This window comes from Microbacterium sp. BK668, assembly GCF_004362195.1.
Classification (GTDB): Bacteria; Actinomycetota; Actinomycetes; order Actinomycetales; family Microbacteriaceae; genus Microbacterium.
In genome coordinates this window covers 2,869,419-2,893,190 of record NZ_SNWG01000001.1, presented here as the reverse complement: position 1 = coordinate 2,893,190, position 23,772 = coordinate 2,869,419, and the positions used below count along the sequence as shown (strand labels likewise).

Genomic DNA, 23,772 nt, shown 5'->3' with positions numbered 1-23,772 from the left:
GAAGCACACAGCAATGCCTTCTCGCCTCCACCCCGTCGCCGCCCTCGCGGCGATCGCCGCAGCAGGTGCCCTCGCGCTGAGCGGCTGCGCAAGCCCAGCCGGCTCCGCCGGCTCCGAGGAGACCTCGTCGGCGGCGCCCGGCGACTCGTCGGCGTTCCCCGTCACCTTCGAGCACATGTACGGCGAAACGACGATCGACGCGGCGCCCGAGCGCATCGCGACGTGGGGATGGGGGGCGACGGATGCCGTGCTCGCGCTCGGCATCGTCCCCGTCGCGATCTCATCGATGGACTACGGCGGGGGCGACGACCGCATCACCCCGTGGGTCGAAGAGGCCATCGACGGGCTCGGCGGCGAGCAGCCGGCGATCCTCGACAACGCCACCTACGAGCTGTCGATCGAGGAGCTGCTCGCCGCCGACCCCGACGTCCTTCTCGCGCCCTACTCCGGCCTCACCCAGGAGGAGTACGACGCTGTGACGAAGGCGGGCATCCCGGTGGTCGCGCCCGAGGAGGCGCTCTGGTCGACGCCGTGGCGCGACGTCATCACCGAGACCGGCAGGGCTCTCGGGCTCGAGCCGGAGGCCGAAGAGCTCGTCTCGTCGCTCGACGAGCAGGTGACGGATGCCGCAGCAGCCCACCCGGAGTTCTCGGGCACCACGATCGCCTACATCGACGATGACGTGGACACGCTCTACCTGTACCTCCCGGCCGATCCGCGGGTGGAGATCCTCGAAGACCTCGGCTTCGTGTCCCCCGCGAGTGTCACCGACCTCGACACCGGGGAGGGGACGTTCTACACGACCGTGAGCTACGAGAACCTGGACAAGATCGACGCGCAGGTCATCTTCACGCAGGGGGAAGAGCAATCGGCCCTCGACCAGTTCCTCGCCTCCGACCAGGGCAAGCTCATCCCGGCCGTTGCCCGGGGTGCGGTCGCGCCGATCGTCGGCGAAGAGAACGTGGCGGCCGTCTCACCGACCGCGCTGTCGCTGCCGTGGCTGCTTCCGACGATGGTCGAGAAGCTCGCTGCGGCGACGGCCGTCGCTCAGGGCTGACGCAGCGACGGCTCCGCCGAGCCGACGCCGGCGAAAGAAGCCCCCCGATCCTCGCTGAGGCTCGGGAGGCTTCTTCGCGGGGTCGTCGACCGGGCTCGCTCAGCCCTGCTTGCGCCGGTCCGCGGCGCGGACGAGCGCCCATGCGCCCGGGATGATGAGCGCCGCGAGGCCGGCCTTGATGACGCCCCCGACGATGAAGGGCAGCACGCCGACCTGGAGAATCTCGCCGAAGCTGAAGTCGAGGCCGAGCACGGAGTTGAGGATGAACGCCATGTACGGCACGCCGAAGAGGAACGGGATGACGCTGGCGATGGCGAAGCCGACGAACGCGAGGAGCGGCTTGCGATCCCACGCGCGCTCGGCGAACCACCCGGCCACGAAGGCCGAGACGATGAAGCCGATGATGAAGCCGAAGCTCGGCTTCGCGATCGCTGCGATCGTCCCGGTGAACTCGGCGAAGATCGGCAGGCCCGCGAGCCCCAGGAACAGGTAGGTCGTCAGGGCGGCCGCGCCGCGCCAGGCGCCGAGGGCGGCGCCCACGACGATGACGCCGAGGGTCTGACCCGTGATCGGCACCGGCCACAGCGGGACCTGCACCTGCGCGAGCACGGCGACGACGGCGGCGCCGGCGATGACCAGGCCCGCGTCCACGGCGAATGCACGAGCGCGGCCGGACGGACGGGCGATGAGATCGGCGAGCACCGGGCGGCGGCCGGGGGATGCGGCGATGGCGGACATGAGGCTCCTTGGGCGTCGCGCGCGGGACGGCGCGAGAGGGGTGCGGCTCTGCGACTCATCCTAGGGCCGCGGCCGGCGCCGGATTCTGGCGATGTCATACGACGACCGGGCCTTCCCCCTGTGCGTCTTCGCGTATCCGTGATTCCGCGCATACCGCAGCCCTGCCCCACGCGGCACACTGATACCGGGAGAGGGCTCGAGACGTCGCCGACGGGCGCTCGGCGGCACGGCGATGGAGCACGTCATGTCCCGGTCACCGCATCGCACCTTCGTCGGACGACGGTCCGAGCTCGAGGAGCTCGCGCGGTCGGCGGTCGCCGGCCATTCCCGCGTCGTCGTCGGGTCGCCCGGCATCGGCGTGTCGGCGCTCCTTCGCCGGGTGGCCGAACGCGTCCGGCCGCAGCGCCCCGTGCACGAGCTCGTCGCGACGCGGGCCGGCTCCACGATGCCTCTCGGAGTCTTCCTCCCCATCGTCGACCGCGTCGAGACCACCTTCGAGGCGGCGACACGCCTGCGCCTTGCGCTCGTGCGCAGCAAGCCGCTCGTGATCGTGGATGAGGCCCACCACCTCGACGACGCCTCGGCGGCGCTGCTCCTGCAGCTGGCGCGCGCGGAGGTCCCCCTCCTGCTCGGGGTCAAGGCGGGGTGCGACGTGGACGAGGCCGTCCGGGCGATCATGCGCGATCACACCGGTACGCCGGTGACGCTCGGTCCGCTGCGGGAGGACGAGCTCGCGCAGACGATACGGGCGCGTCTGGCCGCCACGCCCGATCCGGGCCTGGTCTCGCTCGTCGCCCGCTGGTCGAGCGGCGTCCCCCTGTACGCGCAGCAGATCCTCGACGGGCTGACCCGTGCCCGTCGGATCGGCTACGAGGCGGACATGGCCTACGTCCTCGGCGGCTCTGCTCCCGTTTCGGACAGCGGCGGCGTCGGCGCCTCCGCTCCCGTCTCCCAAGGCGGTCTGCGGATCGCCCGACTGGTCGCGCTGGCGCGGCGACTGCCGCTGACCGTCGCGCGGGGTCTGGCCAGCGCCGCCTCGATGGAGGAGGCGGAGGTGGCGGGCCTCATCACGGTGGTCCCGCACGAGCACAGCCCGGTCCTCGAGCCGCGGCATCCGTGGATCGCCGAGGCATTGGTGGCGGACCTGCCGACCAGCACCCGCCTGGATCTCGAGCAGCGTCTCGTCGATGCGCATCCGCATCCCCCCGAGGATCCGCTGCTCGCCGCGCGTCTGCTCACATGGCGCTGCGAGCTGGGGGCGAGGGTGCCGGCGCACGACCTCCTGCGGGCGGCCCGGCGGGTTCAACGGCTGTCCGCTTCGGCGGCTGATGCCCTGCTCGAGCTCGCGATCGCTCGAGCGGTCTCCGTCGAGGACAGACTCGGCGTGGCATCCATGCTCGCCCATGAGCATCGAGCGGCGGATGCCGAGATGCTGCTGGCGGAACTGGACGACGCCGAGCTGCCCGCCGACCTTCGGCGTCAGCGTGACATCGTCCGCGCGTTCCTGCTCCTGTTCCCGGGGAACGATCCGCAGCGCGCGATGGGGCTCCTCGCGCCGCATGCCGAGTCGGGTGCGCTCGCGGCGGCGCACGTCGCGAGCGCCGCCCTGCAGCTCGGCGACATCCCCGGTGCGCTCCGCGCCGGACGCCCCGTCGTGCACGACGAGCACGCCCCGACGATCGCGCGCGCGCACGCTGCGCTGACCGTCAGTGCTGCGCTCGTCCACGCCGGACGCATGCGGGACTACGACGGTCTCCGGGCGCTTCGCTCGCGGCTGGTGTCACGCGCGGGGGACGACCTTCCCGAGGGTGCCGAGTCGGCGCGGCTCATCGACGAATGGGCGCTGATCGAGGTGCGGGAGTCGCTCGACGCAGCTCACTCGCTCGCTCGCGCATCGTACGAGCGCTCTCTCTCCCTTCAGGACGAGGGCATGCGGGCGCAGCACTCCCATCAGCTGGCACGCATCGCCCTCGAACGCGGGACGCCGGCCGTGGCGCTGCCGTTCGCCGTCTGCGCCGTCGTCGTCGACGGCACGTGGGCGCTGGCGTTCCGAGCCTGGACGAGGGCGACCCTGATCGAGGTGCTCGTGCTCTCCGGCCGGCACGACGAGGCGCAGCAGCACCGCGATCGCGCTCTCGCTTCCCGCAGGTCGCGGCTGTTCGAGAGCGACCTCGCGCGGGCCTCGGCTCTGCTCGACGCCGCGCGCGGCGACGTCGAGGGCGCCTCCGAGCGCCTGCTCGCGGCGGGGACGGCGGCGGTGTCGCGCGGTCAGGTCACCCGCGGGCGTTACGCGCTCGATCAAGCCGTCCGGTACGGATCGGATGCCGCAGCCCGCGCACTGCTCGGGATCCGCGGCGGTCCTGCCGTCGCCTCCCTCCGGCGCTCGCAGGAGCTGGCGCACGCGTGGCTGGAACGGGATCCGGCGGCTCTCACGGCGTGCGCGGGCGAACTCGCCGCCCGGGGTTACGTCTGGCGCGCGCTCGAGGTCGCGAGCGCGGCGGCCACCCTTCCCGCCGGCGCCGATCCGGAGCTGCTGGCGACCCTCCGCGGGCGCTGCCCCTCACTGCACAGCCCAGTGGTTCCGGCGGCTCCCGTGACGATGCTGACCGGACGCGAGTCGGACCTCGCGCAGCGCGCCGCGGGCGGACGGACGGATGCCGAGATCGCGGCCGACACCGGGCTGTCGGTCCGGACCGTGCAGACGCATCTGTCGAACGTGTATCACAAGCTCGGCATCCGCAGCCGGGCAGACCTCGCCGCACATCTGGAGGACACCCTCGAGCTACGTAGTCGCGCGGGTACGTAGAGGAAACCCGCGCAGCAGTGGGCACACTGGCAGCGGGGGGAGGCCATGGGTCCCGGTGGGGTGAGCGCGGGCTCGTCTCGTCGGATGGGGAAAGTGAGACCACCATGAGCCGAACATCGGTGCGCGTCAACGCGCGCGACCCGATCTCAGAGGCCGGAATCGTCAGTCAGCTGCGACCGCGCCCCGAGGTGCGCGTCGTCAGTGCGGGTGAGGAGATCACGCCGGAGGTGGTGGTGGTCGTAGCGGACGTCGTGGATGACGAGACGCTGACGACGCTGCGCTTCCTGCAGCGCCACGGCGAGTCGCGAACGGTGCTCATCGCGACGCAGCTGAGCGACGGCGATCTCGTCCGCGCCGTGGAGACCGGGGTCGTCGGCCTCGTCCGGCGCTCCGAGGCGCGCCCGGACCGGCTCGTCGCCGCGATCTGCGCCGCGGCGGCGGGGGAGGGCACCGTGCCGCCGGATCTGCTCGGTCGGCTGCTCGACGAGGTGGGCCGCCTTCAGCGGACGGTGCTCGATCCGCGCGGCATCCCCTTCTCGGGGCTCGCCGCACGCGAGGTCGAAGTGCTCAAGCTCGTCGCGGAGGGATGGGACACGGCCGAGATCGCACAGAAGCTGTCGTACTCGGAGCGGACGGTGAAGAACGTCCTGCACGACATCACGACGCGGCTGCAGCTGCGCAACCGCTCGCACGCAGTCGCATATGCGATGCGGGAAGGACTCATCTGAGGCAGCTGCGTGCCCGGTCGGGCATGTCGGCCTGCACGGACGGATGCCCCGGCCTCGCACGGCGGCGACCGACGTTCTCATGACGATGGAAGCGGAAGCAGGATCACCGTGACACTCCGACGACGCCTCGCCGCAGCGCTCGCCGCCGTGAGCCTCGTGCTCGGCGGTGCGGTCGTCGCCGCCCCCGCCACGGCAACCGGCAGCGACCTGCCCGCCGGTGTCGTGCCCGCCTCCCATCAGTCCACCCTTCCCTACCAGGTTCATATGAGGTTGGTCGACGCGACCGGAGCCGTCGCCACCCAGATTCCCCTGCGCGGGTCGGCGTTCGCGGAGATCACCGTCACGCGCGACGCAACGGGCGGCTCGGCGGGCGACGACTTCCGCGTGGGCGTGCGGCTGGACTGGGACGGTGTCCTTCGTGGCAGCGCGCCTGCCTACTATCCCTCCCCACCCGCAGGTGAGTGCGCCTTCTGGGTGGCGCAGGGTACGACGGTGCCGATGAACCTTCCGCCGGATCCGCCCGAGGACCCGTCCGATCCGCCTCCACCGCAGTTCGCTCGGGACTTCTCGACCGGCGACGAGTGCTTCATCGCCGGCCTCTGGGCGCCCGGGTCGACCGCGGTGGTGCGGATACCGCTCTCCTCCGACTGGGCCTTCTCGACCAACCCGTTCACCGGAACTGTGCGGGCGACGGTGACACGGGGGGTCACCGACGACGAGGGCGGTCTCGAGTTCGTGTCGCTAGGGCCACCGGACGCTCTCGGCTCGGACGCCCGTCCTTTCGTGCTCGGTCTGCCGGCTTACGCGACGGGACTCACGGGAGACGCGGAGGGGTGGCCGACGGGCCCGCCCATCGACATCGACGTGTCCGTCGCTCGTACGCCGGATCCCGAAGACCCGGACCGCGACATCACCTCCGCCGAGGTGGCGTTCGACATCCTCTGGCCCGACTTCCTCGGGGTCCCGAGCGTCAGCGATCCCGGCTGTTCCGTGATCGCGGCGGAGCGGCGTGCGCACTGCACCGTCTCGGGTCTGGTCCTCGTCGGAGCCACCCACACCGTCGGACTTGCCTTCGACATGCGAGCGGCGCGCCCGGGCTCGGGGCGCATAGAGGTGCGCGGCGCGGTCGGTCGCGTCGAGGTCCGGGGCGCAGCCGTGCCGAATTTCGCCCCCGTCGTTCCGTCCGCCCCGGAGTTCGTCCTCGCATCTGCGAAGAGCCCGCCCGCGGGGTCGGCGTCGGCTCTCGCCTCCGACAGCATCCACGCGGCAGCGCTGGCCGATGTGCCGATGCCGAGCGAGTGGGTCGCCGGATCATCGATGCTGGTCACCGTGTTCGAGGAGCCGATCCTCACATCGGTCCAGCTGGACTCGTCGACCGGAGCCCCCGGGGGACCGCCGGTCGTCGCGACCTTCCGGGTGTGGCACCGGGAAACCAGCGATCGCGTGCTGCCCGGCGCCGAGGCGACGGTGCGCATCGACTGGCCCGCCTTCTTCACGCCTGCAGGCGGTCCGACCGAGGGATGCGCGGACTTCGTCCCGGACCCCGTTCCCGCGCCCACCGGGGGTGTCTGCAGGGTGTCGGACCTGGACTCGCCGGGGGACAGCGTCGAATTCACGCTGGAGTTCGTCACGCCTGCGTCCATCGCCGAATCCGTCAGCGGCGATGTGGTTCTGACGGGATCGGCGCTTCGGATGTTCGACGACGGGGCAGCCGTCGATCTGCCCGCGACGTGGATCCTCCCCAGCGACTACCCCTACATCCTCGACGCCGGGGTGTTCCCGGTCGACGTCGTGCTCGATCGGTCCATCAGCACGGTCCGGGGGCTTCGGCTGCAGGCCGAGATCCGGGTGACCTTCGACCATCTGGCCGCGGTCGACGACAACGTCGACACCGTCGGCATCCGCATCCAGTGGCCCTCCTTCCTCGATGTCGTCGACCCTCCCGAGATATCCGGGTGCGAGTACCGGGACGGCGACATCTGCTTCCTGCCGCGATTCGAGCAGGTCGGTGACGCGCGAAGCGTGCGGGTGTGGTTCGACATGCCGTCGTCGGCGGGCGGAGTGGGAGAGATCGCCGCATCCGGGGCGGTGCTGTGTTCGGGCTCCCCGGACGACTGCACCGTCTATCCGACCGGGTGGATCGGGTCGGATGCCGAGACCTTCACGGTGCTGGACCCGAGGATCGGCGTCGACCTCGTGATCGACCGCGACACCGGGTGGACGGGCGGCCAGCCCGTCACGGCGACGGCGACGGTGACGCACACCGGATCGATCCCCGGCGCGCTCCCCGGCCTGACGGTGGATCTCGCTCTGGAGTGGCCGACGTTCACGACCCTGATCGCCATCGCGGGCTGCGACGCGATGGTCGCGGAACGCGTGTGCCGGGTGACCGGCTTGGATGCTGTCAACGCGACCAAGCAGGTGACGCTCACCTTCGCGATGCCTGCGGTCGAGCCCGCGAATGCGGACCCGAGTGCATTCCCGAGCACCGGCCGGATCCGCGTCGGCGGCTTCTCGTGGTCGTACACCGCGGAGGCTCCCACGCCGCTGCCTCTCCCCGCGCCCACGCCGACACCCTCGGATCCGCCCACGCCGACACCCTCGGATTCCCCTACGCCGACCGACCCGCCCTCGCCGTCGGACCCGCCGGTCCTGAACTCCGCGCCCCCGTCGACCGCCCTCTCCATCGACCCGCTGAACCCGCCCTTCGTGCAGTTCGCGGGGCCCGCGCAAGAGGTGAGGGACCTCTCCGCGGTCACGTCCGAGGATCTCGTCGACGCGCTCGTCGGACCGGGGGTGACCGTGGGCAACGTCGACTACACGGGCAGTGACGCCGGAGCCGGTCTGTTCTCGGGCTTCGACGTGGTCGGATTCCCCGAGGGCGTGATCCTGAGCTCCGGCTATGTCTCCGATGCCCCCGGTCCCAACCGCAGTGAGACGACCACCGGCTACCTCGAGGCGCCCGGGGACAGCGATCTCGAGGCTGAATTCGACTGGGACACGCGGGATGCGTCCGTTCTCGCCTTCGATGTCGTCCCGGCGTCGTCGCAGCTCCTCCTCGACTTCGTCTTCGCGAGTGAGGAGTACAGCGAGTACGCCGACCTCGAGGCCCACGGTGTCTTCGCGATCTTCGTGAACGGGGTCAATTGCGCGCTCACCCCCGACGATGAGTCCGACCCGGTCTCGGTCGAGACGATCAACGGCGGCTCGCCGCTCGGAACCGACGCGCAGAGGCCGGAGCTGTACCGGGACAACACCCCCGACCTTTCCGACAGCAGTCCCACTCCTTCTCCTCTCGATCTGCAGGCGGACGGGCTCACCACCGTGCTCCAGTGCGTGGCGGAAGTCACGCCCGACGAGAGGAACACGGTGAAGATCGCGATCGCCGACACGGTCGCGGAACAGTGGGACAGCCAGGTCTTCCTCGCCGCGGGAAGCCTCCGGTCGAACCGACCGCCTGTCGCCGTCGGCCAGTCCGTGATCACCGCACACGGCACCGCGGTGGGGCTCGCACTGTCGGCGACCGACGCGGACGGCGACGACCTCACCTACGCGATCGTCGGCCAACCCGCGCACGGCGTGCTCACCGGGACCCCGCCGAACCTCATCTACACCCCGGCCGCGGGATACAGCGGGCCCGACTCCTTCACGTTCCGCGCGAACGACGGCCGAGACGACTCGCTCAGCGCTCCCGTGACGATCACGGTGCAGCCGCCCGATGCGCCCCCGGTTCCGCCCCCGCCCAGCGATCCCGTCATCGCCGAGCTGCCGATCGAGTGGATCGGGTCCGACTTCGTCGACATCACCGTGCTTCAGCCGAAGGTGACCATCGTGCCGCGCGTCGCCCGCCCGGGCGAGGTGGTGACGGTCTATGTCGAGAGCCTCCCCGAGGGCGCCAGCATCTCGATGAGCTGGGGTAGCGCTCCGCTGCCCGTGCCGACTTCCACCCTCGTCCTTCCCGCAGGCGTCACCTTCGACAGCCAGCGCATCCTCGTCGTCCGCCGCGCGCTGCTGGGGCTCCGCGACTTCACGATCAGCAGCACAGACGGCAGGTTCGGCGACTTCCACCCCGCGCTTCCCACACTTCTCGTGCCGCGAAGCACGGTGGCGGACGAACTGGTCGGGAGGGGCGGATGATCGCAGAAGTGGACCAGGCGCTCGGCGAGCTCGTGCGCGAGATACCCGGCATCCCGAAGGACGTGGACGTCGTCTTCGATGCGCCGACGAAGGACTGGGCCGCGCGGCGGAACGCGCCGACCGTCAACCTCTACCTCTACGACATCCGGGAGGACCTGCGGCGGCGGGAGCGGGGATTCGTCGAGACGCGGAACGAGAACGGCATCGTCGTCACCCGGGCGCCCGGGCCGCGCTTCTTCAAGCTGTCCTACCTCGTCACGGCCTGGACGCAGCGGCCGGAGGACGAGCACCGGCTGCTCGACGGCCTCCTCCGCGCGCTGCTGCCGTTCGACGCCCTCCCTGCGGAGCTTATGACGGGGTCGCTCGCCGAGATGGGGCGACCCGTCGCCGTGACGATCGCGCTGCCACCGCCCGAGGACCGCGCCTTCGCCGACGTCTGGTCCTCGCTCGGCGGAGAGCTCAAGCCGTCTCTCGACGTCGTCGTGACGGTTCCCATGGCGACCGGCGTCGTCTTCGAGGCGGGTCCGCCTGTCACGGCCGGGGTCCAGGCCGAGTTCAGCGATCTGCTGGAGGCTGGGGTGACCGAGGACCGCGGGCAGCGGGTGCCGGAGGGTGAGCCGACGTGACCGGCGAGGAAGCGAGCGTCGCGCACCTCCTCGGGCGTCTCGGGGTCATCGAGGACCGCATCCGCGCGCTGGTCCTCGCCCGGCGTGCCGACGATCCGCACCCGGACGATCCGTTCCGCGGGCTCTACCTCAGTGAGGAGATGGTGGATCGGCTCCTCGACGCGACGCCGGGCGGTGCCCGGTGGTCGGACGCCTCGGGACGGCTGGAGGCGTGCGAGCGCGCCGCCGATGAGGCGGCGGCGGGCGGCGCCCGTCTCCGCCTGCGGGACCTCCGCGAGGTGTTCGACCTCGCCGAGGTGGACGTCGACATGCTCATCATCGCGCTGGCCGCCGATCTCGATCCGAGGTTCGAGCGCTTCTTCGGCTACCTGAACGACGACGTGACGCGGCGGCGCCCGTCCGTCGCGCTCGCCCTCGAGCTGTGCGGCGTGCCCCTCGTCTCGGCGGCCGACCGTGGCCGGTTCGTGCACGGGCCGCTCGTCGACAAGGGTCTCGTGATCATCGAGGACCCGGAGCGGGCGTTGCCGAGCCGCGCCCTCCGCGTCCCGGATCGCATCGTCTCGCATCTCCTCGGCGACGACCGTCCCGACCCCGCGCTCGACGGCCTGGTGAGCGAGTCGCCCGACATCGAGTGGGGCGATCCCGCCCCGATCGTCGCGGCGCTGCGCCGAGGCATCCGCACCCTGTACGTGCGCGAGGCGGCGACCGGGTCCGGGTCGGTCCTCGCCGGTCGGGCCTTCGCAGCGCTCGGACGCGGAGCCGTGCATCTGCACCTCGACCGTCTCACGTCCGATCGCGGTGTGGCGGTGGCGCGGCTCGCGGTGCGCGAGGTCCGGCTGCGGGGTCGCGGTCTCATCGCGGGTCCGGTCGCGCGCGACACCGACCCGGAGGTCCTCGCGGCGCTCGACGCCGCGCCGCTGCCCACCGTGTTCGTCGGCAGCGACACGTGGGACCCGGGCTGGACGCAGCGCCTCCCCGCCGTCATCGACGCCCCGCCGAGCACCGTCGACGAACGAGCCGGACTGTGGCGCTCGACGCTCGGGATGAACGGCGACGGCATCGACCTGCACGCCGTCACGGCACCCTTCCGCCTGCGTCCCGAGCAGGTGGTGCGCGCGGCCGAGACCGCGCGCACGCAGGCCTCCGTGAGCGCCGACGGCCGTCTGACCGCCGCACATCTCGGAGCCGGCGCCCGTGCCGAGAACGGCTCGACGCTCGACCGCCTGGCCCGTCGCATCACTCCGACGGTCGGCTGGCGGGACCTCGTGCTCCCGGAGCTCACCGCCGAATCCCTGAGAGAGGTTGCCGTGCGCGCGCGGTTCCGCGAGCGCGTCCTGGGCGATTGGGGCATGCGGCCGGGCGGAGGACGCGGACACGGCGTCGTCGCGCTGTTCGCCGGCGACTCCGGCACGGGCAAGACCATGTCGGCCGAGGTCATCGCCGGCGAACTCGGGCTCGATCTCTACGTCATCGACCTCTCGACGCTCGTCGACAAGTACATCGGCGAGACCGAGAAGAATCTCGAGCGCGTGTTCCAGGCGGCGGCGGGCACGAACGGCGTGCTCCTCTTCGACGAGGCCGACGCGGTCTTCGGCAAACGCTCCGAAGTGCGCGACGCGCACGACCGCTACGCCAACGTCGAAAGCGCGTACCTGCTCCAGCGCATCGAGCGGTTCGACGGGCTCGCGCTGCTCTCGACGAACCTGCGCGCCAACATCGACGAGGCCTTCACGCGCCGGCTCGACCTCATCATCGACTTCCCGATGCCGGATGCCGCGCTGCGCGCCGAACTGTGGGACAGATGCCTCGGCTTCGGGGTGGCCCGGGCATCCGATCTCGACCTGACCTTCCTCGGATCGGCGTTCGAGCTCTCCGGCGGATCCATCCGGTCTGCCGCCGTCACGGCGGGCTACTTCGCGGCGGCCGCCGACGGCATGGTCACGATGCGACACCTCGTCGCGGCCGTCGAGCGCGAGTACCGCAAGCTCGGGCGGCTCCTGGTCGAGAGCGAATTCGGTCAGTACTGGCCCAGGGTCGGCGCGTGATGAATACGACGGATGCCCCGGCTCGGCGTCTGCCCGAAAGGGCAGCCCGCGCTTCCCGTCCGGCCGCATCCGTCGGCTCGACGAGACCACCGCAGAGGGCGTAAGGCAGAGAGAAGGGGACGGAGGCGCCATGTCCACATTCGACTTCGACACCATCGACGGAGCAGTCCGCCGAACTCGAGAGGAGCGTCGATCCGACACCGTGTCGCCGGTCGGGCTCCGTGAGCATCGGCTCGACGTGCTCGGACCGGCCGGCATGCTGAGGCTGCAGCGGGAGGCGGGGAACAGCGCCGTCGCGGGTCTGGCCGAGGAGGAGCGCAGTCCCGTGCTCGACGTCGTCTCCAGCGGCGGATCGGGCCTGGACCGCGACGTCCGCAGCGACATGGAGGGCCGTCTGGGCGCCGACTTCTCGGATGTCCGGGTGCACACGGATGCCGCGGCCCACGACTCGGCGCGCGCGGTCGGCGCGCACGCCTACACGGTGGGATCCCACGTGGTGTTCCAGCGGGACGCCTACGACCCGCACTCGACCGCGGGGCGGACGACACTGGCGCACGAGCTCACCCATGTCATGCAGCAGCGCAGCGGACCCGTGGACGGGACGCCGACGGGCGGGGGAGTGAGCGTCAGCGACCCCGGCGACCGCTTCGAGCGCGCCGCAGCCGCGAACGCGGAGCGCGTGATGAGCACAGATGACGTCGCCGAGCCGGTCCAGCGTTCGGCCGACGGCTCCGCGCCGGTCGTTCAGCGAGCCGAAGACCCGGACGAGGAGCCCGATGAGTCGGCAGCCGTCCAGGGGCTGTTCGTGCAGCGCGAGGAAGCGCCCGAGGAGGAGGAAGAAGCCGGCTGAGGCTTCGCATCCGCGATGCCCGCCGTGACCGTGCTCGAGACCGCGTCGGCGCGGCAGCGACCCCGGTCGAGCGCCGACCGGGCGCTCGCGCGTCCCGGGCAGGCCCATGCGCTGCTGTCGCTCCAGCCGCTGGTGGGCAATGCCGCGGTCACGTCGCTCCTGGAGGGGGATGCGCCACGCGCGCGTGCTCAGCGTCTGGTCGAAGGCGCCGGAATGCCGCCGGTTGCGCCGACACCGGCAGACCCCGCCACGCATCCCGGACTGCGCGCCGTGCGCGCGAGCGTGAAGTCGGCGGCAGCGCGGGCGGCGCAGCATCCGTCTCCGAAAGCCGCCGTCGCGACCGCCGAGAAGGCCGTCGAACCCGCCCCCGACGAGGCGGAGGCCCAGGCCAAGAAGGAGCGCGCCGAGACCATCGGCAGCGCTCCCACGCCCGGTTTCGACAAGGCGGCGTTCATCGCGGCCGTGAACGAGGCGATCGCCAAGCAATCGCCGAAGACGCTGGAGGATGCTGCGACGTTCGCGTCGTCGGGCAAGGCGGAGTCCGTCGGCGCAGAGGTCAAGGGGCGTGTCACCCAGAGCAAGGCCGCATCGACCGGTCCGCTCAGCGAGGCCACGGCGCAGCCACCCGACACCTCCCGTGCAACCGTCACCCCCGGCACCCCGCTGCCCGCAGCGCCGCCGACGCCGGCGCCGGCCCTCGGGGCGGCGCGAGCGGCCCCGACGCCGGCGCCGAAGGAGCAGACGGATCTCGCCCATGGGCCGGCGCAGGTCGACCAGCAGCTGTCCGAGTCCGGCGTTTCGGAGGAGCAGCTGCGCAATTCCAACGAGCCTGAGTTCACCGACGCGCTCGCCGCCAAGGGGGAAGCGGCTCAGCACGCCGCCACCGCACCCGCGGCTCTCCGGGAGCGCGAGGCGGGAGTCATCGCGGCCGCGCAACAGGATGCGGCGGCCACCGGCGCCGGCGGTGCGGCGGCACTGGCGTCGGGAAGGGCGGCGGGTCTGAACCAGCTTCTCGGGGGTCAGCAGCAGGCCAAGGGTGCCGCCGAGGGCAAGCACGCGCAGGTGAATGCTGACCTGCGGGCGATCTTCGACAAGACCAAGACGGACGTCGAGGCGATCCTGTCGAGCATCGACACGACCGTGGAGGCGGACTTCGCGAAGGGTGAGGCCGCAGCGCGTGCCGCGTTCAAGCAGTTCCACGAGCGGGAGATGGACGCGTTCAAGGAGCGGGAGTACGGGTGGAATCTCGCCGCCTGGACTAAGGATCTCCTGTTCGGGCCGCCGCCTGCGGCGCAGAAGGTCTTCGAGAAGTCACGCACGTTCTACCAGAACGAGATGACGAAGGTGATCAGCTCGATCGCCGACACCGTCGGACGCAAGCTCACCGAGGCGAAGACGAGGATCGCGACTGGCAAGGAGCAGATGGCGGCGCACATCCGGGGCCTCGACCCCGCGCTCCGCGCCGAGGCGAACAAGGCCGCGCAGGCGTTCTCGGGGCAGTTCGATCAGCTGGAGCACTCCGTCGACGAGAAGTCCCAGGCGGTCGTCGAGGATCTCGCCGCCAAGTACGTCGCCGCCAAGGGCGAGGTCGACGCCGAGATCACGAAGATGCAGGAGGAGAGCAAGGGCCTCGTCGGGCGCGCCGTCGCCGCCGTCGGAGGTGTCATCACCACGATCAAGAACCTCGCGGCGATGCTCACGCAAGTGCTCGCCCGAGCAGCGGCCGCCGTCGACAAGATCATCAAGGATCCGATCGGCTTCCTCGGCAACTTCGTGAACGCGGTCAAGGGCGGCATCCAGCAGTTCGGCGCGAACATCGCCACGCACCTCAAGTCGGGACTGCAGTCCTGGCTCTTCGGCGCACTGGCCGAGGGCGGCATCGAGCTGCCCGAGAAGTTCGACTTCAAAGGCGTGCTGCAGCTGATCCTGTCGATCCTGGGACTGACGTGGGCGAAGGTGCGCGCACGGATCGCCGCGAAGCTTCCGCCCGGCGCGCTCGAGGCGGTCGAGAAGGGCTTCACGGTGGTGAAGACCATCATGACCGTCGGCATCTCCGGCATCTGGCAGCTGCTGCTGGAGAAGCTCGGCGACATCAAGGAGATGGTCCTGACTCAGGTGAAGGAGATGGTCTCGATCGAGATCATCAAGGCCGGCATCGTGTGGCTCATCTCGATGCTGAATCCGGCATCGGCCTTCGTGAAGGCCTGCAAGATGATCTACGACGTCGTGATGTTCTTCGTCGAGAAGGCAGCGCAGATCAAGGAGTTCGTCGACAGCATCCTCGACTCGGTCGAGTCCATCGCCGGCGGGGGAGTGGGCGCGGTCGCGGGCTACATCGAGAAGACGCTCGGCCGGATGGTGCCCGTCATCATCGGGTTCATGGCCTCGCTCCTCGGCCTCGGCGGGATCTCGGGCAAGATCAGGGCGATCCTCGAGAAGATCCAGGAGCCGGTCGGCAAGGCGATCGACTGGGTGGTCGGCAAGGCGGTGGCCTTCGGCAAGAAGGCGCTGACTCTCGGCAAGAAGCTGCTCGCCAAGGCGAAGGATCTCGGCAAGAAGGCCATCGGCAAGATCAAGAAGAAGCTCGGCATCAAGGAGAAGACTCCCGAGCAGATCGAGGCGGACAAGAAGAAGCGGCTCGACAAGGGTGTCGCCGCAGGAGTGAAGGTCGTGAACGCCCTGGTCGGCAAGCCGGTGATCATGGCGGCGATCCCACCACTCCTCACCAGCATCCGGGCCTTCTACAGGATGCAGGAGCTCAAGCCCGTGCTGGATGGCGGCAAGGTCGCAATCTACGGCAAGGTGAATCCGGACACTCAGAAGCCGACTCTGCTCAAGCCCGAGAAGCCGGATGCCTACGCGGAGCAGCATGTCGGGAACATCGCACCGCACACCTCGCAGCCCAAGCGCGGGCCCAACCTGTGGTCCGAGCATGTCATTCCGGGTTCGTATGTGGGTTTCGTGCTCATTGCCTTGACCGGGAAACCGCTTCCCGACTCCGACTACAACGCGATGACCACAATCCTCACCTACAACTCAGCGCGCAAGGGGAAGGACTTCGGTCACGGTGGGGCGAGCCCGCTGCAGAGCGTCGACGCGAAGCTGACGAAGAGAATGCTCGGACGTGCCCGAGGCTCACAGCCGGCGTCCGGGGTGCCGGCTCAGTCCACGGCGAGTAAGGACAATGTTCTCCGCACATTCGATCTCATGTCGAAAGGTGCCGTCGAGCGGACAGTGCGTGCGGTGGCGGCGGACTGGGCAGCGCACAAGGCGACGCGGATCTCGACGCAGGGCGGGGAGCTGCCGCAGAAGCCCGACGAGGCTGCCATCCGCACCGCTGTCGCCCAGCAGACCGCGAAGATCAATGAGATCTTCGCCAGGGAGGGCATTCGCTAGCCCGGGGCCGTAAGCCGATCGATCGGGTGGATCGGTGAGCTCCATCTGACGTGTTCACGCGCTCAGGGCGTAGTCGTACCGAGCGCGGCCGCCGAGGCGTGGTGTGCGGGCGGGGTCGACGCGGACGGGCGGGATGAACCACACCTTGGCTCGCACACCCGGCCCCTCGATGCGGATCTCCCAGCCGTCGTCGTGGACGCGGTGATGACATCGGGTGCAGAGCAGGATGCCGTTGTCGAGGTCGGTGGGTCCGGCATCCCGATGCCACCATCTCAGGTGGTGGACCTGAGTCATCCCCGGGGGAAGGCCGCATCCCGCGCAACCGCCGTCTCGCTCGCCGAGTGCGAGTTTCTGAGATGCGGTGAAGAGGCGCTTCGCGCGTCCGAAGTCGAGGATCTCGCTGTCTGCACCCAGCACGCAGGGGATCACCTGTGCGTCGGCGGCCATGCGTCGGATCGTCTGCACTGACACGGGCTGGGAGACGCCGTCAATCGTCCCGAGTCCTATCCCGGATTCGAGCTGGTCGAGCCCGATCCGGATGACGACCGTCGCGCCGCCGGTGGGGACATCCTTGCTCTCGCACGCCAGAGCATGCCGGCAGATCGTGGCGAGCGCATCGGCTCGAAGCTGCGGAATCGGGCGCTGCTCGTCGGCGCTCATTCCACCCCGCGGACCCTCGTCGCGACGGCGGAGCACCTCGCCGACCATCGCATCGATCACCGTCTTGACGACCGCGCCGCGTTCCGGGTCGAGCCGCGCGTCGAGCAGGATCGAGCCGTCGCGGTCCTCGCGCACATGCACGTATGCCGTCGCGCGGAGTTCGTCTTCGCGCGGCTGCACGCCGTCGGGGTCGAGCCACGCCTCGGCCCGGGCGAGGATCTTGCGCAGCTGATCCATCGGAAGCCCCTCCGCCTGCCCGACCAGCACGCGCTCGGCTTCGTGCACGGCGTGGGGGTCGCCGCGGAGCGCCGTGCGATCGAGGAGTGCGATGATCGCGCCTGCGGCGGCGACACTGAGCCGCCCGCTCTGGAGCCCGGCCGCCACCTCGGCGTGCTTGGGTGGCGCATCCGCGCCGGTGAGCGTCATCCGCGGCGCCGTCGCCTCGCCGACGGCGACCAGGCGAGCGGCGTCGCCGACGTTCGTTCCGGTGGCTGCGGCGATCATCGATGTCGGGGAGCGAAAGCCCTGCTGCTTCGCGAGGCCCGCATTCCCGAGCTCGACGCGCGAGGCTCGCGCCACTTCCGCTGCGACCGAGGCGTGCACGGCCTCGACGTGCCGGCGCAGGGATCCCATCGCAGAGTTCAGCGCCGCCAGCATCGCACCTTCCACGCCGTCGGCTGCCGATCCGCCGGCGTGCGCTGCAGTCCACGCATCTCGGGCGGCCGCGAGCGCTGCTTCTACGCCCGTGAAAGGATCTTGCATGGCACTATAGTACATAACTTCGAATCTTCTGTCAAGCGTGACGACCGCTGCGGAGTGCTGTCCGCCCAAAGGCAGGCAATTTTACCTCACTTCGAACAAAGATACGATTGAGCGCCGGGCGGTATCCACCTTGCCCAGCTCGGCGCCGGCCCTGCCCTTTCGCGCATCCCGAACGTGCAGCATCCGCTTCCCGGCCGTAAGCCCGCGCGGACTGCGTGCCGTGGCATCCTCCGTTCGATCCTGAGAGCAGTCGCGGTGCCGGCGCAGGCACCGCGTCGGAGCGAAGGAGCCGCCGATGCCCACGTATCTCTCTCCCGGGGTCTACATCCAGGAGCTCGACGCCGGGACGCGACCGATCGAAGGCGTCGGCACCGCCGTCGCGGCGTTCGTCGGGTTCGCCCCCAGGGGCCCCCTCAATACGCCGACACTGGTGACGAACTGGACCCAGTACGTCGAGCAGTTCGGCGACATCGAGCCGGGCTCGTACCTCGCCTACTCGGTGTACGGGTACTTCCTCAATGGCGGCGGGCGGTGCTACATCGTGCGCATCGGCGCCGACCAGCCGTCGGCGAACGGCCAGGGGAAGCCGCAGAAGCAGGTGGCGGCACCGCAGACCGCGACGATCGGGAACTTCGTCTTCACGGCGAAGAGCGCCAGCGCCAAGGCGATCACCGTCGAGGTGGCGCCGCCCGAGGGGGATTCGCCTCCCGACGACGAGTTCAAGGTCACCGTGACCGCCGAGGGCAAGCCGCCCGAGGTGTGGGGGAACGTCTCGTCCAAGCCCGACTCGGGGGACTACGTCGTCAAGCGGGTCGGCGGCGAGTCGAAGCTCGTCACGGTCGAGGCAGTCGCGCCGGAGGTGCAGACCAAGCCGAAGACCGGGACGACGGCGCTCGCCGTCCCCGAGCCCAAGAGCGAGCCGATCGTGCTCGAGAAGCAGCAGGTCTCGGCGGCGAACTACATCGGCGAAGCGGCCGACCGCACCGGGTTCAGCGGGCTGGAGGAGGTCGAGGACGTCACGATGGTGTCGGTTCCGGACCTGATGGCGGCCTACGAGCAGGGCGCGATCGACCTCGAGACCGTCAAGGGCGTCCAGCTCGCGATCGTCGCGCACTGCGAGCTGATGGGGGATCGCATCGCCGTGCTCGACCCGCCGCCGGGACTCAGCGTCCAGGAGGTCGCGAAGTGGCGCACGAACGACTCGGGTCTCGACTCGAAGTTCGCCGCGCTCTACTACCCGTGGCTCAAGGTCCTCGATCCCGTCACCGGGTCGTCGAAGTTCGTGCCGCCGTCCGGGCATCTCGCCGGCATCTGGGCCCGCAACGACAACGAGCGCGGCGTGCACAAGGCGCCGGCGAACGAGATCGTCCGCGGCGCCATCGACGTGCAGACCAAGATCACCCGCATCGAGCAGGAGAGCCTGAATCCGATCGGCGTCAACGCGATCCGCGGATTCCCCGGCCGCGGCATCCGTGTCTGGGGTGCCCGCACCCTCTCCAGCGACCCGGCATGGCGCTACATCAACGTGCGCCGGCTCTTCAACTATCTGGAGAAGTCGATCCTCCTGGCGACCCAGTTCGCGGTCTTCGAGCCGAACGACCCCGCTCTGTGGGGCAAGCTGCGGCGCTCGATCACGGCCTTCCTCATGGGGGAGTGGCGCGGCGGAGCCCTCTTCGGCCGCACGCCGGAGGAGGCGTTCTTCGTCCAGTGCGACGACGAGACCAATCCCGCGGACGTGATCGACTCCGGGCGGGTCGTATGCCGGATCGGCGTCGCGCCCGTGAAGCCGGCGGAGTTCGTGATCTTCCAGCTCTCGCAGTTCTCCGGCGGCACCGGGGCGGTCGAGGAATGAACGTGCACGTCGGATGACGTGACGAGGACTCGACAAGGAGGAAACCATGGCTCTGGACCAATTCGACAACGCCCCCGCCTACAACTTCAGCGTCACGATCGACGGCGTGCAGATGCCGCTCGTGATGGAGGTGAGCGGCGTGAAGATGGAGGTCGACAAGATCGAGGCGAAGCAGCAGGTCGCCGCCGACGGCAAGTACGTGGCGCGGCAGATCCCCGGTCGTGGCAAGACGGGCGAGATCACCATCACGCGCGGCCTCACCGACTCGCGGACCGTCGTGGACTGGCTGAAGACCGTCATGGACGGCGACCTCACCGGCGCCCGCAAGACGGCGGCGGTGAACATCCTCGATCACAAGGGCGAGACCATCAAGACGTTCAACTTCACGAACTGCTGGGTGCGCTCGGTCGAGGTCAACTCCCTGAAGGCGGGATCGACGGAGCAGGCGACCGAGAAGGCGATCATCTGCTTCGACGAGTCCAGCGTCTCGTGACGACATGGAGCGGGTGATCGCAACCCGTCCGTCCTCGGGCGACGTGCGCGACGAGGAGCGGATGCGGACGGAGTTCCCCTTCGAGCTGCCGCGCGGTTACCTCGCCCCCGACGGCACGGTGCACCGCGACGGCGTGATGCGGCTGGCGACCGCCCGCGACGAGCTGCTGCCGCTCTACGACGTGCGGGTGCAGGAGAACGCCGCGTACACGACGGTGGTCCTGCTCGCGCGCGTCATCACGCGACTCGGAAGTCTGACGAACGTCGATGCGGGGGTGGTCGAGAACATGTTCGCCACCGATGTCGCGTTCCTGCAGGACTTCTACCGGCGCATCAACGCGGAGGGCCATACGCGCATCGCCGTCACGTGTCCCGCGTGCTCGCACCGCTTCACCGCAGATCTCGCCGGGAGCCGCCTGGGGGAATCGTGACGTACGGGGCCGACCGCATCGTCGAGGAGATCTCGTACATCGCCTTCCACTTCCACTGGCCGCTCGACGACATCCTCGAGCTCGAGCACCCCGACCGACTGCGCTACGTCGGGGAGATCGCCCGCATCAACGAACGACTTCGAGAAGGCTGAGGAGGGGCGACGATGCGCTGGCCGTGGCAGCGGAGCACTCCGCCGACCGGAGAGCAGGGATCCAAGGATGCCGCGCCGCGGCCATCCCCCGCGGGCTGGGCGTTCCTCCCGCCCCTCGTCGGACCGCCGGCGCCCGCCCCCCTCCAGCTGCAGGCGGACTTCCTGCAGCGCATCCCCACGCGCGCCGTGCCGACGCACCTGACCTCGCTCGAACACCTCGTGAGCCCGGAGGCCCCGCGTGCGACGATCGGCGATCAAGGCTCTTCTCCGCCGGAGGGGCTCGGCCGACCCGAGCCCGGCGAGCTCGTCCTCAGCCCGCCTCCGCACGGCGCCGCTCCTTCCGGCCGGCCCTCGAGTGCCGCAGCCGCGCACGCTCCGACAGTTCAGCGCGAGCCCGCGGTCGACGCAGCTGCCGCCGACCCGCCCTCAGCTGCCCCGGGGCCCGAGCTTCCCGCTGCGACGGGGGATGCCCCGGCCGCCGTTGCTCCCACGCTCGGCGCGCCGGAGCCGACCCCCGCCACGGCGCCGGCGGCGCCGGTCGAGCGTTCGGCCGCAACCCCTGTGCCGCCCCGCGGGGCTGCATCGACCTCGGCGCCCATCCAGCGTCTTCCTCCGTCGGCCGCTTCACCGGGTCGCTCCACTCCCGCGGCCGAGGGAGCCGCGACATCCCCGCCCCCCCTTCCTCCGCCGCCGGATCCGCTCCGCCCGTCACCGGGTGCGCTCCGCCCCTCCCCGCCGGATCCGTCCCGCTCGTCGCCGGACGGGCCGCCCGGACTCCCGGTGCAGCCGACGCTGTCGGAGGCCCCGTCGCCCTCCACGGCGACGCCGTCGCCACCACCGGGCGCTCCCTCCGCTTCGGGCCCCACGTCGTCGTCGTCGCCCTTTCCCGCCGGGCCATCGCCGTCGCCGCGTGACCCGCGGCCTCTGCAGCGCGCGGCCGGCTCCCCGGCCGTCGAGCCGTCCTCGAGATCGGATGTCGACGCCTCGGAGCCGAGCGGGAGCGCACCCTCTTCGGAGCCGATCGACTCAGCGGAGCCGCGCACGCCGGAGCCGATCGGCTCAGCGGAGCAGCGCACGCCGGATCCGAGCGTCGAGCCCCGCGCGGCAGCGCTCGCCGCGGGGAACGCGCCCTCTTCCCCTTTCGAGCCTCCGTCCTCTCCCCACATCCAGCGCACGTCCTCCGTCCGCGAGGCGCCACCGCCACCGCTGCCGCTGCCGCCACCGCCACGGCCCGTGCTCGGCCTGGGCGCTCCTCTCCGGAAGCCCGAGTCTGCGGCGGGCGGCCGCGTTCCGCTTCAGCGCTCGCCCGCGGTCGACCCGTCACCTCATCCACCGGCGGCATCCGGGCCGGCCATCGCTCCGGCGTCCGAGCCCGCCTTCCCCCGCCCGCCCGGGCCTGCGGAGACAGCCGCCCGGCCCGCCGCCGCGCAGGATGGCGGCGTCCCCGGCGACATCGTGACGCCGCTCCTCGGCGACGCGCCACCAGCAGCCTCTTCCCACGCCGACGTCCTCCCCGACGGGCCGCAGCCCGTCGTCGCGCGAGCGGTCGACGTGCCGCCGCCTCTCGTGGCGCGAACGACGGCCGCTTCCGGTCCGACGGGCGCCGCGCCGCCGTCCGATCCGTCCCTTCCGGCGGCCGGCATGGCGCCGGGGTCGGCCGGGATCGGGTCGACGACCAGAGACGCGTCCGGGATCGGGTCGACGACCGCGAGCGGGTCGACCGAGGGCCACGTGCTCGTGTCCAGGAAACCCTCCGCCCCGGCGCCGCCGGCGGCCGAGACGCCGGTGCCCGCCGCCGGGGAGCGCTCCGCTCCGCCGCTGCACCTCCCCGTCCGCCCGCTGCTGCTGCAGCGCCGCGTCGAACCGGCGATCGATCCCGGGGCGCACAGGGGATCGTCCCGCATGTCGGGCGCGGGCGCCCCGACCGCTCCGTCCGCATCGCCCGTGCGGGCCGTCGTTCTCCCGCCCGAGCCGCCGCCCGGGACCCCCGGCGCGAACTCCTCGGCTGCGTCGGCAGACGTCATGGCGCACACCCTCGGCGGTTCCTCGCCGCGCGGCGGCGACGAAACCGTCCAGCTCGTGCCCGCCGAGCGGGCCGGCACCGCGACCGTCGGAAATTCTTCGCCACCGACCGCCGCGGCATCCGGTCGCTCGCCGGCGGCGTGGGGTGCACGCGCGCTGTCGACTCCGCCGGCTGCGCTGCCCGCCGCGCTGACCGCCGCGCTGCCCGCCGTGCAGCGGGCCGAGGCATCCTCCCCGTCGTTCCAGCCGGCGTCGGCCGACCGCGCCCGCATCGCCCAGGTGCTCGCGACCACCTCCGCGCGGGTCGCGGAGGAGGACGCGGGGAGTGCCGCCGTCCAGCGCGCTCTTGAAGCCGAACCGGCCGGGGCCGCGCCGCCGCCTGCCGCCGGAGTTGCCGCGAGCGGGTCGGCCTCCTCCGGCGGCGCGACCGCCGCTCCCGGAATCGCCGACCAGCCGCAGCAGCTCGAGCACCTCCTCGACCGCCTCTATGCGCCGCTGGTGCGCCGGCTCAAGGCGGAGATGCTGCTCGACCGTGAGCGGCGCGGCGTGCGGATCGACCGGATCTGACGGGAGCGAACCATGCCACTCACCGAATCCAAGGACTGGGCTCTCACCGTCTCGTACGAGGTGAAGCTCGACGAGGCGATCCTCGGCGCGTTCGCGACGTGCGAGGGGCTGGGCATCGAGGTGGTGCTGGAGACGCGCGAGGAGGGCGGCAACAACGCCTACCCGTGGCAGTTCCCCACCCGGCTGAAGTATCCGAACGTCAAGCTCACGCGCCCGCTCAGCGCCGACGCCGAGAAGACGGTGCAGTGGATCACCGGCTTCATCGACTCCGCCAAACGGGTCAACGGCGTCATCACCGCGAAGAACAGCGCGGGCAAGGCCGTCCTGCATTGGGAGCTGACCGACGTCGTGCCGGTGCGGTGGACGGGACCGTCGCTCAACACGGACTCCTCCAAGGTCGCGGTCGAGACCCTCGAGCTCGCCCACCACGGCTTCCAGGTGAAGAGGTGAC

General features: G+C 70.9%; 16 protein-coding genes. 14 read left to right on the top strand and 2 right to left on the bottom strand.

Annotated elements, in window-relative coordinates:
- The first annotated feature begins 13 nt into the window (after positions 1-13).
- Positions 14-1,057: an ABC transporter substrate-binding protein gene (locus EV279_RS12990; protein WP_133544121.1), complete on the top strand. Its 1,044-nt coding sequence runs from the start codon at positions 14-16 to the stop codon at positions 1,055-1,057.
- A 99-nt stretch (positions 1,058-1,156) separates the two neighbouring features.
- Here the strand turns inward: EV279_RS12990 and EV279_RS12985 are convergent, their stop codons facing one another.
- Entirely contained in the window at positions 1,157-1,795 is a 639-nt protein-coding gene (locus tag EV279_RS12985; RefSeq protein WP_133544119.1) for a biotin transporter BioY, read from the bottom strand.
- A gap of 244 nt (positions 1,796-2,039) precedes the next feature.
- On the opposite strand from EV279_RS12985, the gene EV279_RS12980 reads away from it, so the two are divergent.
- The 7 genes from EV279_RS12980 to EV279_RS12950 all read left to right on the top strand — a co-directional run bounded on the left by EV279_RS12980 (position 2,040) and on the right by EV279_RS12950 (position 16,383).
- Positions 2,040-4,601 (top strand): LuxR C-terminal-related transcriptional regulator, encoded by a 2,562-nt coding sequence (locus EV279_RS12980; protein WP_166644516.1) that lies wholly within the window; start codon positions 2,040-2,042, stop codon positions 4,599-4,601.
- 104 nt (positions 4,602-4,705) lie between these two features.
- A complete protein-coding gene (locus EV279_RS12975) occupies positions 4,706-5,329 on the top strand; it encodes a response regulator transcription factor (protein ID WP_133544115.1) in 624 nt (207 codons plus the stop codon).
- Positions 5,330-5,437: 108 nt separating this feature from the next.
- A complete protein-coding gene (locus EV279_RS16855; RefSeq protein WP_166644515.1) occupies positions 5,438-9,466 on the top strand; it encodes a choice-of-anchor L domain-containing protein in 4,029 nt (1,342 codons plus the stop codon).
- Positions 9,463-10,092: a DUF4255 domain-containing protein gene (locus EV279_RS12965; RefSeq protein WP_133544113.1), complete on the top strand. Its 630-nt coding sequence runs from the start codon at positions 9,463-9,465 to the stop codon at positions 10,090-10,092. Before EV279_RS16855 ends, EV279_RS12965 begins: the two co-directional genes overlap by 4 nt.
- A complete protein-coding gene (locus EV279_RS12960; protein ID WP_133544111.1) occupies positions 10,089-12,137 on the top strand; it encodes an ATP-binding protein in 2,049 nt (682 codons plus the stop codon). The genes EV279_RS12965 and EV279_RS12960 overlap by 4 nt, the downstream gene beginning before the upstream one ends.
- A 130-nt stretch (positions 12,138-12,267) precedes the next feature.
- The gene (locus EV279_RS12955) at positions 12,268-12,987 is read left to right on the top strand and encodes a DUF4157 domain-containing protein (protein ID WP_208109531.1); all 720 of its coding nucleotides are present in this window, start codon (positions 12,268-12,270) and stop codon (positions 12,985-12,987) included.
- Between the two features lie 15 nt (positions 12,988-13,002).
- On the top strand, positions 13,003-16,383 hold the full coding sequence (locus EV279_RS12950) for a hypothetical protein (RefSeq protein WP_133544109.1): 3,381 nt from the start codon (positions 13,003-13,005) through the stop codon (positions 16,381-16,383).
- 54 nt (positions 16,384-16,437) lie between these two features.
- Here EV279_RS12950 and EV279_RS12945 read toward each other — a convergent pair whose 3' ends face one another.
- A complete protein-coding gene (locus EV279_RS12945; RefSeq protein ID WP_166644514.1) occupies positions 16,438-17,805 on the bottom strand; it encodes an HNH endonuclease signature motif containing protein in 1,368 nt (455 codons plus the stop codon).
- Positions 17,806-18,100: 295 nt separating this feature from the next.
- Between EV279_RS12945 and EV279_RS12940 the strand changes: the two genes are divergently transcribed.
- The 6 genes from EV279_RS12940 to EV279_RS12920 all read left to right on the top strand — a co-directional run bounded on the left by EV279_RS12940 (position 18,101) and on the right by EV279_RS12920 (position 23,771).
- Positions 18,101-19,657 carry a phage tail sheath subtilisin-like domain-containing protein gene (locus tag EV279_RS12940; protein ID WP_133544104.1) on the top strand — a complete coding sequence of 519 codons (1,557 nt, stop codon included), beginning with the start codon at positions 18,101-18,103 and terminating at the stop codon, positions 19,655-19,657.
- Between the two features lie 46 nt (positions 19,658-19,703).
- Positions 19,704-20,150 carry a phage tail protein gene (locus tag EV279_RS12935; RefSeq protein ID WP_133544102.1) on the top strand — a complete coding sequence of 149 codons (447 nt, stop codon included), beginning with the start codon at positions 19,704-19,706 and terminating at the stop codon, positions 20,148-20,150.
- A gap of 4 nt (positions 20,151-20,154) precedes the next feature.
- On the top strand, positions 20,155-20,580 hold the full coding sequence (locus tag EV279_RS12930; RefSeq protein ID WP_133544100.1) for a hypothetical protein: 426 nt from the start codon (positions 20,155-20,157) through the stop codon (positions 20,578-20,580).
- Positions 20,577-20,732 (top strand): DUF6760 family protein, encoded by a 156-nt coding sequence (locus tag EV279_RS16850; RefSeq protein WP_166644513.1) that lies wholly within the window; start codon positions 20,577-20,579, stop codon positions 20,730-20,732. The genes EV279_RS12930 and EV279_RS16850 overlap by 4 nt, the downstream gene beginning before the upstream one ends.
- Before the next feature lie 1,455 nt (positions 20,733-22,187).
- Positions 22,188-23,321: a hypothetical protein gene (locus tag EV279_RS12925; RefSeq protein WP_133544098.1), complete on the top strand. Its 1,134-nt coding sequence runs from the start codon at positions 22,188-22,190 to the stop codon at positions 23,319-23,321.
- A gap of 12 nt (positions 23,322-23,333) precedes the next feature.
- Positions 23,334-23,771 (top strand): phage tail protein, encoded by a 438-nt coding sequence (locus tag EV279_RS12920; RefSeq protein WP_133544096.1) that lies wholly within the window; start codon positions 23,334-23,336, stop codon positions 23,769-23,771.
- Position 23,772: the final 1 nt, after the last annotated feature.